This window comes from Ruegeria sp. B10 (assembly GCF_056539825.1).
This window is the reverse complement of the sequence record NZ_JBQFVP010000015.1, coordinates 97,443-114,812: the sequence shown is the minus strand read 5'-3', so window position 1 is coordinate 114,812 and position 17,370 is coordinate 97,443. Positions and strand designations below refer to the sequence as shown.

General features: G+C 53.9%; 15 protein-coding genes and 1 pseudogene. 8 read left to right on the top strand and 8 right to left on the bottom strand.

Going from position 1 to position 17,370, the window contains the following annotated elements:
• Positions 1-217: 217 nt before the first annotated feature.
• Positions 218-1,873, bottom strand: a complete 1,656-nt coding sequence (locus tag ACR0J4_RS19525; RefSeq protein ID WP_480668792.1) for an adenylate/guanylate cyclase domain-containing protein — start codon at positions 1,871-1,873, stop codon at positions 218-220.
• 229 nt (positions 1,874-2,102) lie between these two features.
• On the opposite strand from ACR0J4_RS19525, the gene ACR0J4_RS19520 reads away from it, so the two are divergent.
• On the top strand, positions 2,103-2,336 hold the full coding sequence (locus tag ACR0J4_RS19520) for a site-specific integrase (RefSeq protein WP_480668788.1): 234 nt from the start codon (positions 2,103-2,105) through the stop codon (positions 2,334-2,336).
• Positions 2,337-3,059: 723 nt separating this feature from the next.
• Here ACR0J4_RS19520 and ACR0J4_RS19515 read toward each other — a convergent pair.
• Positions 3,060-3,959, bottom strand: coding sequence for a LysR substrate-binding domain-containing protein (locus tag ACR0J4_RS19515; protein ID WP_170643837.1), 900 nt, complete (start codon positions 3,957-3,959; stop codon positions 3,060-3,062).
• A gap of 122 nt (positions 3,960-4,081) precedes the next feature.
• Between ACR0J4_RS19515 and proX the strand changes: the two genes are divergently transcribed.
• The 5 genes from proX (at position 4,082) to ACR0J4_RS19490 (ending at position 9,700) form a co-directional block, all read left to right on the top strand.
• A complete protein-coding gene (gene proX, locus ACR0J4_RS19510) occupies positions 4,082-5,041 on the top strand; it encodes a glycine betaine/L-proline ABC transporter substrate-binding protein ProX (protein ID WP_170549615.1) in 960 nt (319 codons plus the stop codon).
• A 62-nt stretch (positions 5,042-5,103) separates the two neighbouring features.
• Positions 5,104-6,123: a glycine betaine/L-proline ABC transporter ATP-binding protein gene (locus ACR0J4_RS19505; RefSeq protein WP_170549618.1), complete on the top strand. Its 1,020-nt coding sequence runs from the start codon at positions 5,104-5,106 to the stop codon at positions 6,121-6,123.
• An 11-nt stretch (positions 6,124-6,134) separates the two neighbouring features.
• Positions 6,135-7,052, top strand: coding sequence for an ABC transporter permease subunit (locus ACR0J4_RS19500; protein WP_170549621.1), 918 nt, complete (start codon positions 6,135-6,137; stop codon positions 7,050-7,052).
• A 1-nt stretch (position 7,053) separates the two neighbouring features.
• Positions 7,054-8,550, top strand: a complete 1,497-nt coding sequence (gene betC / locus ACR0J4_RS19495; protein WP_170643835.1) for a choline-sulfatase — start codon at positions 7,054-7,056, stop codon at positions 8,548-8,550.
• Between the two features lie 238 nt (positions 8,551-8,788).
• On the top strand, positions 8,789-9,700 hold the full coding sequence (locus ACR0J4_RS19490) for a homocysteine S-methyltransferase family protein (protein WP_170549627.1): 912 nt from the start codon (positions 8,789-8,791) through the stop codon (positions 9,698-9,700).
• A 223-nt stretch (positions 9,701-9,923) separates the two neighbouring features.
• Here ACR0J4_RS19490 and ACR0J4_RS19485 read toward each other — a convergent pair whose 3' ends face one another.
• Positions 9,924-11,234, bottom strand: a complete 1,311-nt coding sequence (locus tag ACR0J4_RS19485; RefSeq protein ID WP_170549630.1) for an aminotransferase class I/II-fold pyridoxal phosphate-dependent enzyme — start codon at positions 11,232-11,234, stop codon at positions 9,924-9,926.
• A 100-nt stretch (positions 11,235-11,334) separates the two neighbouring features.
• On the opposite strand from ACR0J4_RS19485, the gene ACR0J4_RS19480 reads away from it, so the two are divergent.
• Positions 11,335-12,231, top strand: a complete 897-nt coding sequence (locus ACR0J4_RS19480; protein ID WP_170549633.1) for a LysR family transcriptional regulator — start codon at positions 11,335-11,337, stop codon at positions 12,229-12,231.
• A 64-nt stretch (positions 12,232-12,295) separates the two neighbouring features.
• Here ACR0J4_RS19480 and ACR0J4_RS19475 read toward each other — a convergent pair.
• Positions 12,296-12,964, bottom strand: a pseudogene (locus ACR0J4_RS19475) (IS6 family transposase).
• Between the two features lie 215 nt (positions 12,965-13,179).
• Between ACR0J4_RS19475 and ACR0J4_RS19470 the strand changes: the two are divergent.
• On the top strand, positions 13,180-13,608 hold the full coding sequence (locus ACR0J4_RS19470; protein ID WP_480555423.1) for a CAP domain-containing protein: 429 nt from the start codon (positions 13,180-13,182) through the stop codon (positions 13,606-13,608).
• A 584-nt stretch (positions 13,609-14,192) separates the two neighbouring features.
• Here the strand turns inward: ACR0J4_RS19470 and ACR0J4_RS19465 are convergent.
• From ACR0J4_RS19465 to paaG, 4 genes are read right to left on the bottom strand one after another with little or no spacing between them, the layout of a single operon-like run.
• On the bottom strand, positions 14,193-14,789 hold the full coding sequence (locus tag ACR0J4_RS19465; protein ID WP_170643833.1) for a TetR/AcrR family transcriptional regulator: 597 nt from the start codon (positions 14,787-14,789) through the stop codon (positions 14,193-14,195).
• Between the two features lie 3 nt (positions 14,790-14,792).
• Positions 14,793-16,103 (bottom strand): phenylacetate--CoA ligase PaaK, encoded by a 1,311-nt coding sequence (paaK, locus tag ACR0J4_RS19460; RefSeq protein ID WP_170643831.1) that lies wholly within the window; start codon positions 16,101-16,103, stop codon positions 14,793-14,795.
• A gap of 23 nt (positions 16,104-16,126) precedes the next feature.
• On the bottom strand, positions 16,127-16,552 hold the full coding sequence (gene paaI, locus ACR0J4_RS19455; protein ID WP_170643829.1) for a hydroxyphenylacetyl-CoA thioesterase PaaI: 426 nt from the start codon (positions 16,550-16,552) through the stop codon (positions 16,127-16,129).
• 2 nt (positions 16,553-16,554) lie between these two features.
• Positions 16,555-17,340 carry a 2-(1,2-epoxy-1,2-dihydrophenyl)acetyl-CoA isomerase PaaG gene (paaG, locus tag ACR0J4_RS19450; protein WP_170643827.1) on the bottom strand — a complete coding sequence of 262 codons (786 nt, stop codon included), beginning with the start codon at positions 17,338-17,340 and terminating at the stop codon, positions 16,555-16,557.
• Positions 17,341-17,370 lie beyond the last annotated feature (30 nt).

The following is a 17,370-nucleotide window of genomic DNA, read 5'->3' as shown; positions in this document are numbered from 1 at the left end:
TCCCGCACACATGGGCGGCCGAAAAAGCGCTGCCGCAGTTGCAGGAGCACATTGCTACCTTCGAGGAGTTTCCTCCGATCCCCCCAGGAACGCCGGACCCCTACGAACCACCCACTGACTGAAGGGCGGCTTTGCCCCGCATTTTCCGAATTGCCGTCGTTCCCTGCAACTTAACTGAACATCTACTTTGCAGACATTTGCCGACTTTGCCAGTCACCTATTGAGGTAACCCTGCCTTCAACCAACCTTCACGCCAGTTGTTTGCGGAGGCTGGAACAGTGAAGATTGGTATCTGGGTTTCCTGTGAAGCGGCAGTCAAACCCGGGCGCAAAATCTGCAGGTCTTTAACCGCTTTGCGAGCGACTTCTTCATCAGTCAGGTGCCCCAGAGAAGCGATCAGCATGAGATGACTCATGACGAAGCTGGATCGCACTGACAAAGCATCCCGACAAGCTCCAGCCGCTTCCTCATATCGCTCAAGCTGAAAGAGTGCGCTTGCCTGAGCAAGGTAGGCGGCGTGGCGCAACGGATCATGCGGGCTAAGATCGACAGATTGAACCGCGTGTTTCAGAGCCTCCTCCGGCCTATCAAGCAGGCATAGGTTAATGGATGCTAGCATGTGAACTGTTGCAGCGTTTGGATTTTGCTTGAGCGCTTGTTTGAAAACGTCCCGCGCACGCGGCAGGTCTCGCGCGAGCATTGAGATGGAATGCGCCGCATACGCCATTGCGATCCCGTCTGCACGATCGCTCATGAGGACCCGTTCAGCGGCCTTGATAGCTTCCTTTGGTCCCTCACCAATAGGTTCAAGCCCTTGAACCATTCGTTGAATATGCAACCAAGCCAATAGCCCGGATGCGGACGTATAGTCTGGATCACGATCCAGTGCGAGTGTTGTGAGTTGTATGGCCTTGCGGTTGTCTTCGTCCGTCAAAAGATGGAAGTGCGATTGCGCCCGAAGGTACAGTTCGTAGGCTTCCAAATTGTCCGTTGGTTTCGCTCGTGCTCGGTTTGTTTCAGCGTGCCTCAGCGATGGCTCAATCGCTGTCACGACCTCAACGGTGACTTTGTCTTGAAGGTCAAAAATATCATCAAGCACACCGTCAAATCGATCTGCCCAAAGATGGCTGCCGTTTTCTGCATCAATCAACTGCCCTGTAATGCGGACGCGCTGACCTGCACGTCTGACCGAGCCCTCCAGAACATACCGCACCCCAAGAGTGCGCCCGACTTCGCGTATATCTGTGCTTTTACCTTTGAACGTGAATGACGAGTTTCGGGCCAACACCATCAGCCAGCGGAAACGAGACAGCTCTGTGATGATGTCCTCGGTAATGCCGTCTGCAAAAAACTCCTGTTCGGGGTCACCGGACATATTGTCGAACGGAAGTACGGCAATTCCGGGTCTGACATCTGTTGTTGTGGAAAGAATGGCCGAAGTGCCTTTGGGCCAGTGCCAAACACCGATGCGGCGTGTGATGTTCTTCAGCTCTGTTTGCTCACCGCCTTCAAAGTGAGATGCATCGCCGCGGTCCAAACTGTTATGCGAGGTGTCTGAGATCAGAACCTGATCCGGCTCGGCCAGCGCTTCGAGACGAGAGGCGACATTGATTCCGTCACCAAAAATGTCATCACCATCCGTGACGACCTCGCCGGTATGAATGCCAATTCGAAGTCTGATACCTTCAGGTTTCTGAGCTGACTGTATTGCGATTGCGCAATCTGCGGCATCTGATGTGGATTTGAACTCGGCAATCCAACCATCGCCCATGCTTTTGATCAGCGTTCCATCATGGTCTTCCAGCAGACACTGAAGCGTTTCTTCACGGAATGATCTGAGCGCTGCAATCGTACCTTCCCGGTCGCGATCCATCAGTGCAGAGTAGCCAACGATATCAGCTGCAAGCACTGTGGTAAGCCTTCTGTCCATTCGTTAACCCCCGTTTCTAGGAACTTAACGCGACGCTCAGGTTCTGTCAGCCCGACAAGGTCACCTTGGGGCTCAGTGGCGACCTCGGTGACAGCGCGGCATCCTGTTATGCCCTATCTAGTCAACTTCGGGTCTTCGTTGTGGGCGTGCATAGCGGATCGGAGGATCAGTTGTGGAAACACAAAACCCACCTGCCATTCGTGCTCTTCGTTCGTCTTGGAAAAAGGGACGCATCGTCGGTCAGAAACGACCTTTGAAACCTAAACACGTCTGGGCAATTCAAGTAAGATTAGAACTCGCAACGAACTATCGCGGCTCGCCTCTCTTTAAAATCGCCATCGCCAGCGAGTTGTGCGGCTGTGACGTGGTGAAGATGAAAGTCGTTTACATCATGGCGTCAGGTTAGATCAACGAGCTGTTTTCGGTGCTACAAAGCAAAACTTAGCAACCGGTCCGCTTAGAGATTTCTGAAGCAATTCAGATCTTAGTCGAGAGGTGGATGGAAGGCGAACTGATGGTCGGGTCTGAATACCTTTGGATAGGGCGTTTCCATGAGTCTATACACATTTCAAAGCGCCAGTATACGCTGACCGTGAGCGCTTGCGCGGCTGCCTTTGCTGCACCTTTCGGCTTGAGTTCACGCCAATGACTGGGAGACGTATGTCAGAGGAACGAACACTTCACTCCCGGTGCCTCGATTCGAACAACGCTTCACCTCATTCATAGTGTGCCTCCAGGCTGCGAGAAATGGTGATGCGTGATCCTTGGCTGGTAAATGTTCTTTCAAAACTTGATTGATCAAGGACAACTGGTGCGCGTGGCGAGCAGGAGCGTCCGAACCGAATGGAGATACTTCGCCTTTTTGACCGAGAGAGCTTCGAAATACGCCGCTTAAAAGAAAGTTTGGGAATGGCTGGGCTCCCTGTCCGAAGCCGCACCGTGACAAGGACGAAAACCTAATGAAGGGCAACTTCCGCGGCCCATTAGCTACGAGCAGCCCAAAGCTGTCGTTGATACATTAGTCCTATTGCTGCGCTGCGGTCCGTCAGAGAAGACATTTGCCGCAGGCGCAATATTGCGAACTGATTTAGAGTGCGAAGCGCACTTTCTGCTGTAGTACTGGCGGATCTTACAGTTGAGTTGCCTGATCAATTACCCAACTGCAGAACTTTCTTGTGTCTTCTCTGTCTGCAGCAGCGTTGATTAAATAGAAATAGTCGCGTTCGATTTCCAAGAATCCTTCCAACTTTATCAAAGTCCCGTCAGCGAGATATGGGTCGACCAATGGGTTTCCCGCCAAAGCGATACCTTGTCCCGCGATCGCGGCCTGCAGCATGTTGATATAGGTATTCATAGCCACGCCGCTGGAGTCCGCTGACAGCACCAAATCGTTGGCTTTAAACCAATGTGGCCAACGCGCCCCAGCCCGATAGATACCAGACAGGTAAAGCAAATTCTCCTTCATCAGATCCATGGGTTCTGACAGAGCAGTACTGGGAGAGTATTTTGGGCTCATCACTGGAAAAATGCGCTCGCGCAACAGCGGAATTACGTTGTCTCCGGTTGGCTTTTCCTTGGAATAACGGATCGCAACATCGACGTTTTCCGCGGCAAGGTCCAGCTTACGATCAGTGACTACAAGGTTCAGTTCAACCTCCGGGAACTGATTGCTGAAATCCACCATACGCGGCATGAGCCAGTAGGTCGCAAAGGCAGTCGTCGTGGTTACTGTCAGTGGGGTATCACCTGACGTCTTTGAGACATTCAGAACGGCGTTTGCAATCTGATGCAAAGCCGGAGCCACCTCAGCCTCCAGCATCCTGCCCGCCAGAGTCAAAGATACTTTTCTGTGGTCCCTGACAAACAGCGTCGTACCAAGTGCTTGTTCAAGCTCGGCAATCTGGCGACTAACCGACACGCGCGTGACGCCCAGCTCTTCTGCCGCACGTGTAAAGTTGGAATTTCTGCATGCTGCCTCAAAGGTTATCAGATGCGGCATCTTAGTAAGTGTTTTGCGAAGATTTACCATAACGTTCTGGTTAACAAACTGGATGGTATTTTGGAACTTCACAACTGCATTCAGATGACAAAAAATTACCCCAAGAGAAGAAACCGGCCAAATAGGCTCTTGTAAATTTCAGGGAGGAAAACATGACAAACTTCTCCAATTTTGCGCGCACCGCAGCGATGACAACCGTGCTTGGACTTCCGGCATTTGCGGCCGATCAGCCCGGCGCAGGTGTTGATGTCTCGCCAATTAAGGGATCGCCCGCCAACGCATGGTTTCAGCATATGGTCGTGCAACAGGGTTTGGAGGCTTTGGGCTACAACGTCGAAGAAACCTTGGAAGCAGATTTCCCGGCTGTGCATCTGGCTGTCGCGTCTGGCGACGCCGACTACACCTTCAATCACTGGAAACCCCTCCATAACGACTTTTTTGACAAGTCCGGCGGCGAAAGCACAATGACGCGTGTAAAGGCCGGGATTACCGGGGCAGGCCAAGGGTTCTTTATCGACAAGAAGACCGCCGAAGCGAACGGCATAACCAGCGTTCAACAGTTTTCCGATCCTGCCGTTGCTGCCCTGTTTGATGCAGATGGCGATGGTCGTGCCAACCTGTCCGGATGCAATCCCGGTTGGGGATGTGAAATCGCAATCGAGGATCATCTGGACAATTTGAACCTGCGCGAAAACGTTCAACATGATCAGGGTAGCTATTTCGCGATCATGGCGGACACTATTACGCGATATAACGAAGGTGGCGCCATCCTGTATTACACATGGACGCCAAACTGGATCAGCGATGTCCTGATCCCCGGTGAAGACGTAGTGCAGATCGGTGTTCAAAGCGACGGCGAGATGGACGCGGGTTTTGCTGTGAACGACGTCTATATTGTCGCGAACAATGAATTCCTTGAAGAGAACCCCGCCGCCGCCAAGTTCTTTGAACTGGTCGATATCCCGATCAGCGCCGTCAACGCGGCGCAAGTAAAACTGCGCGACGGGGAAAATACGCTGGAAGACTTCCAGCGCCACGCCGCCGATTGGATTGCCGAAAACCAAGCGCAATTCGACGGTTGGGTGGCCGAGGCCGCGGCTGCCGCAAACTAACTCTCCCCGAAGACTTTGGGGCGGCTTATCCGGCCGCTCCGGTTTTTTGAAGGAACAAGACAATGGCTGACGCACAGATCGAATGTCGTGACCTCTGGAAAATCTACGGCAACCGCTCGGACGAAGCCATGAAGGCGGTCCTGGCTGAGGGGCTGTCGAAAGAGGACGTAAGAGACAGATTTGGCTGCGTTCTTGGCGTTCGGGATGCGAGTTTCAGCGTCCGGAAGGGCGAGATTTTCTGCATCATGGGACTGTCCGGGTCAGGCAAGTCCACCCTTGTGCGCCACGTCAACAGGTTGATTGAACCGACGTCTGGCCAAATTCATGTGGCTGGCCAGCGTGTGGACACGATGGGCGAAGAAGAACTTCGCCAATTGCGAGCCGAAACGATTGGCATGGTCTTCCAGCATATGGCGCTGTGGCCGCATCGAACCTTGGGCGAAAATGTCGGATTCGGGCTCGAAGTTCGCGGCATTGATTTGCCAACACGGCGAGAGGCGGCAGTCAAGGCGCTCGAAGCCATGGATCTAGGCGGTTGGATTGATCACTACCCCGATCAGCTTTCGGGCGGCATGCAGCAACGTGTCGGTCTCGCCCGCGCATTGGCAGCCGACCCAGAAATCCTGTTGATGGACGAGCCATTCTCGGCGCTTGATCCTCTGATCCGCCGCCAATTGCAGGACCAGTTCCTGAACCTGTCGGCGCATATGCACAAAACCACGCTGTTCATCACCCATGATCTGGATGAAGCCATCCGGATGGGAGATCACATTGCCATCATGAATGACGGTGAGATCGTGCAGATTGGTACACCCGAAGAAATCGTGACCAGCCCCAAGGACGACTATGTCGCAGAGTTTGTGAAAGGCATCAGCCGTGTCGCGCTGGTCCGGGCGGAAACCATCATGGAGCCGCTGAACGGGCGGGAGACAACGGAAAAGACCGTGCGCGTCGACGCTGAACTGGGTGAGATCATTGATCTGTTCATGGAAGATCAGTCTCCAGTCACCGTCGTTAGTCCGGATCATGCCTCCGTTGGGCAGATCACCATCAAGGACGCGTTGACTGCGTTGCGCGGGTAAGGGGCGAAATCATGGATATCTGGAATATTTTTGACACCGAATGGGTCCCCGTTGGCACATGGGTTGAATCCTTCCTGCAATGGGTGGTGACCAATTTCCGCTTCATCTTTCAGGCGATCAAGGTGCCGTTTGAAATCGTTCTGACCGGATTGGAGGACGCTCTGACCCAGGCCCCAGACTTGGTGGTTCTGGCATTAATCATTTTGGTGGCCTGGCAGGCAGGCGGTCGCCGTCTGGGCCTGATCTCGGCGGCCTGCATGCTTGCCATCGGTCTGATGGGTGCATGGGAAGAAAGCATGACCACCCTGTCCATCGTTCTGACATGCGTTGTGTTCTGTTCACTGATCGGCATTCCGCTGGGTGTTTACTCGGCCAAGAATGATCGGTTCTGGACGGTTCTGCAGCCCATGCTTGATCTGATGCAAACGATCCCGTCCTTTGTCTACCTGGTGCCAATCGTGATGTTGTTCTCGATCGGCAATGTCTCAGGTGTAATCGTGACATTCATCTACGCCCTGCCGCCAGTGGTGCGCCTGACCAATCTGGGCATCCGACAGGTTCGGGGCGATATGGTCGAGGCCGCGCGCGCCTTTGGTGCTTCGAACCGGCAAACGCTGTATAAGGTCGAGCTACCTTTGGCGATGCCGACCATCATGGCAGGCGTGAACCAGACCATCATGATGGCCTTGAGCATGGTCGTGGTGTCTTCGATGATTTCCGTGACTGGTCTGGGCCAGATGGTTCTGCGGGGCATCGGGCGTCTGGACATGGGTCTGGCGACCGTCGGTGGGCTGGGCATCGTATTTCTGGCCATCGTCATTGACCGTGTATCGCAAAGCTTCGGCATTTCATCGCGTGAGCGTGGTCACAAGAAATGGTACGAAACCGGCCCGGTTGGATATGTCCGCAGCCTGATGGGACGGTGGTAACATGACCGAAGCTCGCCCAAATATCCTGTTCTTTCAGGTCGATCAGCTGACGGCGTCTGCCCTGCAAACCTACGGAGACACCATCTGCCACTCCCCGACCATTGATGATTTGGCCGCGCGTGGTGTGGTGTTTGAGAACGCCTATTGTAACTATCCGCTTTGTGCACCATCCCGCTTTTCGATGGCAACAGGGCAGCTGGCGTCGAAAGTTGGCGCTTATGACAATGCAGCAGAGTTTTCGGCCGAAATCCCGACCTATGCGCATTACCTGCGCGCAGCGGGCTATCAAACGGCCCTGTCCGGCAAGATGCATTTCATCGGCCCTGATCAGTTCCACGGGTTTGAAAAGCGCCTGACAGCGGACCTGTATCCGGGTGATTTCGCCTGGGTTCCCAATTGGGAAAACGAGGGCAAGCGCGACACCAACGATCCTCGGGCCGTGCGCATCGCCGGGATCTGCGAGCGATCGGTCCAGATCGACTATGATGAAGAGGTCACGTTCAAGGCAATACAACACATATTCGATATGGCGCGCGGTGACGACAAACGCCCGTTCTTTTTGCAAGTCTCTTACACCCATCCGCATGAACCTTACCTTTGCCGGAAAGAGTTCTGGGATCTCTACGAAGGAAAATACATCCCCATGCCCGCTGTCGGGGCATTGTCGGAAAATGAGCATGATCCTCACTCTGTCCGCCTACTCAAGGATTTTGGTATGTTGGGCATCCAGTTCAGTGACGAGGACGTTGTCCGCGCCATCCGCGCCTACTATGGATCTATCAGCTATATCGATAGCCTGATGACTCGGATCATGGATGCCCTGAGAGCAACCGGCGCGGACCAGAACACCGTAATTGTTTTCACTTCGGATCATGGTGAGATGCTTGGTGAACGTGGCATGTGGTTCAAAAAGCATTTCTTTGAAAAGTCCCTGCGCATTCCCCTTATCATCGCTGGCCCCCGTATCGCGCCGCAACGGGTTCAGGAGTTGACATCTCTTGTCGATGTCGTCCCGACCCTGAACACAATTGCCGAGATTGAGAACGCTGTAGAACCGCTGGAAGGTGTGGATCTGTTGTCACTCGCAGACAGGGGTAATCCGCCACCTGAACGCGCAGTCTATGCCGAGTATCTGGCCGAGGCGACCAAGGTTCCGATGTTCATGATCCGCCGTGGGAACTTCAAATTCATCTCGTCTTCCCATGACGGGATCATGCTCTTTGATCTATCGGACGACCCGAATGAGCGCACAAACCTCGCACATGCCGAGAGCCATCGCGAATTGGTCCACGGATTCATCCAAGAAGTCGAAGAAAAATGGAATGAAGCTGAGTTGATGGAAAGCATCGTTCTCAGTCAGAAACGACGCGCTCTGGTTCGCAGGGCAATGGGGCAAGGCGTCAAGCAGCGTTGGAACCACGGTGAGTCTGAAGCCGACAAAGTTCTATGGTACCGCGGAGAACAGGGCTACAACGAATGGGCGTTCGACTATATCTGACGCCAAACCAATGAGCCGCCATTTGTAACGGCTGTCTGGGCCCAAACCTGCCTTTGGTTAAAGCTTGATGACGCTGCAGTGCGGCCGGCAGAAGGAGACTTTCGCTGCGGTTCAGAGTTGCCCGGGAAGATGGGGTCAGTCCCGCGGAACACAGTGTGTCGCCGCCCTAAGGTTCACAGAAAACCCGAGACAATGTAGGTTTCTTTTGAAAGCTTAACAGCAATGGGAGTGGACTAAAATGGCACGACAGTTCCCACTCGAAGGTCAAAAGACTTATCTGGTTTATGCTGGCACTGGCACCGACCTGATATTTAATCATGGAGTTGAGTTGCCTGGTTTCGCGTCGTTTCCATTGCTGGAAGAGCCTGACACAAGGGCAATACTGGCCGGTCAAATGAAAGCTCTTGTCGATCTCGCGCGTGAAATGAATGTCGGATGCATCCTTGATGCGCCCACATGGATGGCGAACGCCGACCGGGCAGCGCCCTTGGGGTACGATGCAGAACGGCTCGTTGAAGTGAACAAAGATGCGGTCAGTCTAATGGAGGAATTACGCCAAACTTCCGCTCGCGATGATGTACTGGTGTCGGCCTGCATCGGCCCCCGCTATGATCCTTACGCCGATATCCCACCAGTACCCCTCGAAGATGCACGTCAGTATCACGCCGCTCAAATGCGAAGCCTGAAAGACACAAGCGTCGACCTGGTCACCGCTTATACATTCAACCGTCCAAGCGAGGCAGCGGGATGCATCTTCGCCGCCCGAGACGCTGATCTGCCGATCATAATGTCTCTGGCCGTTGAGACAGACGGGTGCTTGGCAGACGGAACCAAACTTGTGGACGGAATAGACCAGATCGATGCGGCAACCGACTCAGCGGCGCTGTTTTTTATGGTTAACTGCGCCCATCCGACCCATTTCGGCGGAGCGCTTGACAATCACCCTCGACTTAAAGGACTGGTGGCGAACGCTTCAAGTTGCTCGCATGCGGAGCTGGACGAGGCAGATGAGCTGGACGAAGGCGATCCAATTGAACTTGGTAAGCAGATTGGCGCGATTGCGCGGCAGAATCCTTCGATTAAAGTATTTGGAGGGTGCTGCGGTACCGACATGCGTCACTTGAAGTCAATGGCCCGCGAATTGTTGTAGCCAACATAGTTGAATCTTAGCGTTAGCGTTGAGATCTGCGGTGATACTGTGAATTCTGTTCGTAACTTTCTATGAGCGGCCCAATCCGAACCTTGAGCCAAGGATCGTGGTGCCACGGTGCGGTCCGTCAGACCGGCCATTCGCTGCACTTTCGAACCCTGGTTGGTGTCGGAAGTGTGCGGACGAAGCGGTCATTTATTCTCCTGCGGCGATATTTATAGATCTAGCCGTGAACGAAGTGCACACTTGCAAAATGACAGCGCCAGTCAGCCACTTCGGCGGCGATATCGTCGCCCTTCAATCCGCGCGCAATCAGAGAAGACAGTCTGTCGGCGTGATCAGACGTCATGCCCCATCTCACCAACTCGGGCGTACCTATGCGCAGACCATTCATATCGCCTTCGATTTCCTTCACCGGGAGGCCAATACCGCTAGCTAGGAACCCAGCTTTGCGCAGGGTCTTGGACGCAGCTTGTCCACCGCCAAAGCGTTCCGCCAGAACGGCGAACTGGTGAGAGGCGGTGAAGCCCTCGCGTCCGGCAAAAACTGGAACACCTTGCACGTCCAGGCCCTTAGCCAATGCGCGGGACATTGCGATCATCTCGGCAGCGTAGTCCTGTCCATAGTCGCGCCAATCAAGCATTGTTACAGCAAGCGCAGCTGACTTCGCAGCATCGAAGTTCGCCGTCATACCTGGGAATGCAATGGCATCCAGAGCCTTTGCGATCTCCGCATCGTTTGTGACAATCAGCCCCCCAGCAGGACCGCCGAGGCTTTTGTACGTACTCATTGTCATGAAGTGTGCGCCCTCGGCCAAGGGGTTACGCCAGGCTCTTCCCGCGATAATCCCGCATTGGTGCGCGGCGTCGAACATCACCTTGGCACCGACTTCATCTGCAATGGCCCGTACTTCTTTGACCGGGTGTTCAAAAAGGTTGAGACTTCCGCCGATCGTGATCAATTTGGGACGCTCACTTCGCACAAGCGCGCGGAGTTGGTCGAGATCGACGGTGTAGCCATCGGCATCGGTTGGTGCATCTATTGTTCGCAAACCAAACAACCCGGCGCATCCTGAGATGTGATGTGTTACGTGCCCACCGATCGATGCCGGCGGCGCAATGATAGTATCGCCGGCTTGGCAGGTGGCCATGAAGCCATAGAGGTTCGCAATCGCGCCAGAAGGCACGCGGATTTCTGCGAACTTTGCGTCGAAAACCTCCGCGCAAAGCTCCGCTGAGATGACCTCGATCTCTTCGATGGCTTCAAGTCCCATCTCATATTTTTCGCCCGGATATCCAAGCGACGGGCGCGAGCCAATTCCCGAAGACAGTAAGGCTTCAGCTCTCGGGTTCATTACATTGGTTGCAGGATTTAGGTTGAAGCATTCTTGCTCGTGGATTTCCCGATTTCGGGTGGCTAAATGCTCAATCCGATCCAGCAGAGCCTTGGATGAGGTGCGAGACGTTTCGGTTGCGATCTTCTGGACCAGTGCTTCGCTGTCGGCCGGCACCCAGTTTCTCATTTCTATTGTCATCGCAATTCCCTCCTTGGCTGCACACAGATTGGACAGATCGGAATGACAACGCAAACCAGTTTTGCTATTTCTGGGCTTAGAAAAACTAAGGCTGAGATCTATGGCTGTCGCTCCACGTCGCCCCAAAGGGCCACCCCTCAATGCTCTGCGTGCCTTCGAAGCTGCGGCGAGGCTAGAAAGTTTCGTTTCTGCGGCCGAGGAGTTGGGCGTCACGGCCGGCGCGGTCTCACAACATATAAAAGCTTTGGAAGGCTGGGCCGGAACTACCTTGTTTGAAAGAGGTGCTCACGGTGTTTCGCTATCCTCCTCTGGTCGCAAGCTAGCAGGAGAGTTCACACATGCCTTTGATCTTCTCGCGGCGGCGACGCAGAGTTTACGAAACCTAGCACCCAACCCCGAGATTCATATTGCCGCTTTGCCCTCAATTGCGCAGCTATGGTTGCCAGCGCGATTGGGCAAGCTGCGCGAGAAGCGTCCCGACCTGAATGTCTCGGTGACAGCGATGGAGAGGCCTCCCAGCCTGTCGAGAGAACTATTTGATCTGTCGGTTTTCTTTTCCGTCCCGGCTGAAACACCGGATCAGATCGTGCTTGCGGAAGACGAAATCCTCCCAGTTTGTTCACCAAAGATAGCAGATGGTCTTGATCTAGAGACCGCGCAGTTGCTGCATGACCAGACGTGGAAAGAAGACTGGTCCATTTGGTCAGAGGCGACGGGTGTTTCAGTTGGTGATCCCCAAAGGGGGCCGAGATATTCGCTATACGCCCTTGCCGTAGAAGAAGCGAAGTCCGGTGCGGGTGTGCTTATGGGACATAGCTGCCTGGTTGAGCAGGCGCTTCAGTCTGGGCAACTCAAGAAAGTTTCATCGGAAAGTATCGGAACGGGTCGGGTGTTGGCCCTCGAGCTTCCACATAGATCGAGACGCCATCCTGCGATTGATGAGGTCGTTAGTCTACTTCGAGAGGAAGGACAGCAATTTACGGATGAAAACTGCTGACATGTCGAGTGTTTCTGCGTTGGGCTCAAAACCGATTTCGGTGAAGACACAGAACCTGGGTTTTTCAGGCGTTGCATCTTCGGTTGAGAACGGGCGTGAGTTGACCTTTGCAGATCATGTGAGCCACTTCGATTCCATCTAGCGTTGCAGCTGCTGATGCTTCGGCGTTTGACCCAAGCATCGGTCGTATTCGCCTCTTAATGGATTGGTGGTCTTGTTCGATGATATTGTTCGAGTTCTTTCGCCTGACAATCTCTATTAGTATAGGGCAACCAAAGCCTTTGAGCATTCTGTTGATTGCTTTGTTACCCGCAGTGTTTGCGCCGCTTTTGTCGATGACAATCTTTCTTAGAAGGCCGTTGATGCTCCTGCATTTTGGCGAAGAACTTTGTGGCTGCCAGTTTGTTTCGACGTTCTGAAAGCATGAAATCAAGCATTTTGCCATGTTTGTCTACGGCGCGGTAATGACAGACCCAAGTTCCTTTCACCTTTATATGTAAGTCTCGTTCATTCTCCAGGAGCGGTCGCATGGCTCTTTCCGCCGAAGTTCTGCTTCAGCGATTGCACCGGAAAATTGCGTACCCCAACTGTTCAGCGTGTTGTGGTCGACCGGAACATCTCGTTCGTACTTGATTTCTTACAAATCGCGGCAGGAAACACCATAGCGAACATAAAAGAAGACCGTGAACTGGATAACGTCTCTCGGATACTTCGCTCCTTTGAATGAAATCATGATTAGGATTTCAACTGGTTAAGACCCGAAGTCATTCACTTTGCAGCCGCTACACCGCCAATTGCTAAAAGCTTGCAACAGAGCCCAATAGGCCGCGATTATCTTGGCCTGCGCATATCTAGTCCCTGAAGGAGCAGATTTATAGTAGCAAGACTTACGACCAATAATCTTCGTTTGTAGCAAACCAGGGTTGTAACTATTGGAAGATTCTGGGGATGACTGAAATGTTCCGTGTACTGCTAGTTTTGGCGTACCTGCTCCCTTCGACCATAGTGGCTAACACGTTGGCGACGGACGCATTGAATTCACTTCGCGAACGCCAAGGTCTTCACGCCTTGCTATATAGCGAAAAACTGGAGAAAGCTGCGAAATCTCATGCAGAGGACATGGCTAAGAGAGGTTTCTTTTCGCACACCGGATCAAACGGGTCTGATGTAGGAAGGCGGGTTCTCGGGGCAGGCTACAAATGGTGCTTCGTCGCTGAAAACATCGCAAAGGGGCAGCAAGGGTTGGATGCAGTTGTGTCGGCTTGGGCTCGATCACCCGGACATCGAGCGAACATGCTCTCTCGCGAGGCTAGGGAATTCGCGCTCTACGAAGCCGCGGATCGAACTTGGGTAATGGTTTTGGCCGCCCCTTGCTAGTTTCGCGCAGGATCAGCGGGTCAGTTGAAACAATGGTGACGGCCAATCCATTTGTTCGACACGGCCCAATTGAACGCTATGCGCATCTAATCTTCTCAATTTTATCCATATTGGGCATTGAACGGCTAGCGAGCGAGGCGTCTCCATGGCTGAGGTGCATATGGTAGCATGGCAAGAGTTCGTGTGACGACGCATACCACTGCGAGTGTTTTCTGCCGCGGCCCGAATTCCAACCTCCATAGAAGCACTGCCGGTGTCATTCTCATTGGCTTTAAACGTCACCAATTGCCTGACACGTACTGGCTCTTGAAGGGTGACCTGATCAACACTCAACCTAGCAGAACACAAGCCCGAAAACCGCGATGCTTAAGAAAACGCGATGCGGTCCAAAAGGTTGAGAAATGCCCGGCCATGTACTTTCCCAATGAAATTTGCCATTTTGGGTGTTTTAGATACGGTCATTTATACTAGTTGAACAGCCCAGCATCTGGTTTTCTCCTCATTCGAAATGCCAGTAGTCTGCGATGAGGAATCTCCCTTGAAGCCAATGAAAAGCCGTCAATTGAAAGAAGAGTGCTTCCCTCCTACAGCTTTCGAATGCCGTGGACCGTCAGTGTGCTGACCAGATCAGCGTAGTCTTCACGTGCCTTGGTTCCTGCTCCCGTGTTCCACATGTAATACCAGTTCAGCATGCCGAAGACTGACATTGTGGCTCCGCGCAGCTTGGCCTTGTCATCACCCAATGTCTCTGGAGACAGCTCCTGTAGGATATTGTTGATGAAGCTGACCATATCACGCTGGTACTCGCGCAGTTTCTTTTGCTGGTCGTCGGCGAGGGCGTTCATACCGCTGATCTGAACCCGGTGCTCGTCATCTGCACCTTGATAGGCGAACAAGATTTCGCGGACAGCCTTTCGCAGTTTCTCTTCTGGCCCAAGCCCTTCGAAATCAACGTTGCAAATGCGGTCACGTAAATCCTGAAGATAGGTCTCAAGGATGTCATACAAGATGGCATCCTTACTGTCATAATAATGGTATATGTTCGCCTTGGAGATCCCGCACTCTTTTGCCAACAGGGTCATCGAGGCGCGGTCGAACCCCTGGTCCGCAAAGATTTTCGCAGCTCTTTTGAGTATCTGTTCCCGCTTCTGGTCGTGGTCTTTGGCGATTGTCCTGGCCACGGCTTATTCCTTATCGCGGTTGTCGATGACGCGCTTCGCCTTGCCCTGAGAGCGTTCGACGTCGCCTGGATCACCTACAACAATTTCAGTTGAAACGCCAACAACGTCCTTGATGCGCTTCGTCAGCATTCGGGCTGCGGCAGTCTTTGACATCTCGTCGGTTGAGTCTGCTGACGCTTCGACAAACACCCTCATCGCGTCCATTCGGCCGGATTTGTAGAGTTCGATCTGATAGTAGGGGGCCAGACCGCCCGTCGCCATGACCTGCTCTTCGATCTGGCTGGGGAAAACGTTCACGCCCCGCAGGATCATCATGTCGTCGCTACGGCCGGTAATCTTTGCCATCCGCCGCATCGAACGCGCCGTTCCGGGCAACAGACAGGTCAGATCGCGTGTTCGGTAGCGGATCATTGGCAAACCTTCTTTGGTCAAAGTGGTGAACACCAACTCGCCGGTTTCGCCGTCGGGCAGTACTTCGCCTGTGGCCGGGTCAATGATCTCTGGTAGGAAGTGATCCTCCCAGATCACGGGACCATCTTTTGTTTCGACGCACTCGCTCGCGACGCCGGGGCCCATGATTTCAGAAAGGCCGTAGATATCGACCGCGTGCATGTCGAATGCGGTTTCAACCTCCGTTCGCATTGCGTCTGTCCAGGGCTCTGCTCCGAAAATGCCGACCTTGAGAGAGCTTTTTCTGGGGTCGAGCCCGGATTTGTGGAACTGTTCAAGGATGTTCAGCATGTATGACGGCGTCACCATGATCCCGTCGGGCTGAAAATCATTTATCAAGCCGACCTGTTTCTCGGTCTGCCCGCCGCTCATGGGGACAACGGTCGCACCCAAACGTTCGATCCCGTAGTGGGCGCCCAGTCCGCCGGTGAAAAGGCCATAGCCATAGGCGTTGTGGACCAAATCGCCCTTACGCAAACCTGCCGCCCGCAACGACCGCGCACCCAAATCTGCCCAGTTATCGATATCAGCTTTGGTATAGCCCACCACAGTTGGTTTGCCGGTTGTCCCGGAAGACGCGTGCAGTCGAATAATCTCACTGCGTGGGACCGCGAAAAGGCCGAAAGGGTAATTGTCGCGCAGATCGTTTTTATACGTGAACGGGAACTTCGAAATATCCGAAAGCTGTTGCAAATCATCCGGATGGACACCCGCCTCATCAAAGCGCTGCTTGTACATCGCCACGTTTTCGTAGGCATGTCGGACCGACCATTTGAGGCGTTCAAGCTGTGTCGCACGGATTTCGTCGATCGATGCGATTTCGATCGGGTCCAATTCAGTTTTGTTGGGGGACAGGGCGTCCATTGCGTTGCTCCTCCAGCGTATTTCTATTCGTCAAAATTCTGACCACCAACCGCGCGGGACATGCCCCGGAATTCGGCGACAGTCATGCCATCTTGATTTGTAATGCGTACGTCATAGACGCCGCTACGACCTGCGACAGCGGTTTCTGTCGCGGTTGCGGTCAGGCGGTCTCCCAGGCGGCCCGGTGCGAGATAGCTCATCATTGTATGTTGGCCGACGGTCGCCACGTTGCGACTGTTGCAGGCAAAGGCAAACGCGCTGTCTGCCAAGGCGTGGGTGACGCCGCCGTGGCATATGCCATGGCCGTTGCAGTGATGAGTTGCGACGGTCAGTGCCAGAATAGCGCGGCCTTCGTCGACGTTAACGAGTTCCATGCCGAACCATTTGCTGGCCTCATCATTGGCCCACATAGCAGCGGCAGATTTAGCGGCGCGTTCTTGCGGGGTCATCGTCATTTGCCCTGAAAACTTGGCGCGCGTTTTTCGAGGAAGCTGGACACGCCTTCGGCATAGTCCGCACTTTCCCCGCAGATCTTCATAGCGTCCGCTTCAATTTCAAGATGATCAGAAAGAGTGGTGGTCGCCGCGGTCTGAATGCACTGCTTGGTCTTACCCAACCCAACGGTCGGACCGTTGGCAATTTGGTTTGCCAAGGCGCGGGCTTCGGCCATCAACTGCTCATCGGGCAGGGCTTTCCAGATCAGGCCCCAGTCTTCTGCTTGTTTTGCTGGCAAGGGTTGTGCCGTAAACGCCAATCCTTTGGCTCTGGCCTCTCCCAACAGGCGGGGCAGGTGCCAACTGCCGCCAGTATCAGGAATCAGACCGACCTTTGCGAAACTCTGAATGAACTTGGCGCTTTCGCCTGCCAAAACCATGTCGCAGGCTAGTGCCAGATTGGCCCCGGCTCCGGCAGCAACACCGTTCACAGCACAAATAACCGGGAAGTTCAGCGACCGGATCAATCGCACCAAAGGCGCATAGAGGGTCCGCACGGTTTTGCTCAGATCAGGCGGGCCGTCCATTTTCGATGGATCACGGTCACCAAGATCCTGTCCGGCGCAAAATCCGCGCCCGACACCAGTCAAAAGGATGGCGCGCGCGCCGTTGTCCCGGGCGGATTTCAGCGCGTCTCGCAGCGCGCAATGCATCTCATCATTGAATGAGTTCAGTTTGTCGGGACGATTCAGTGTAATCTCAACCCAGGTCCCGTGATCTTCTACAAGAATCGTATCGCTCATGACTGCTCTGCCAGATGTCGTTTCATTTTT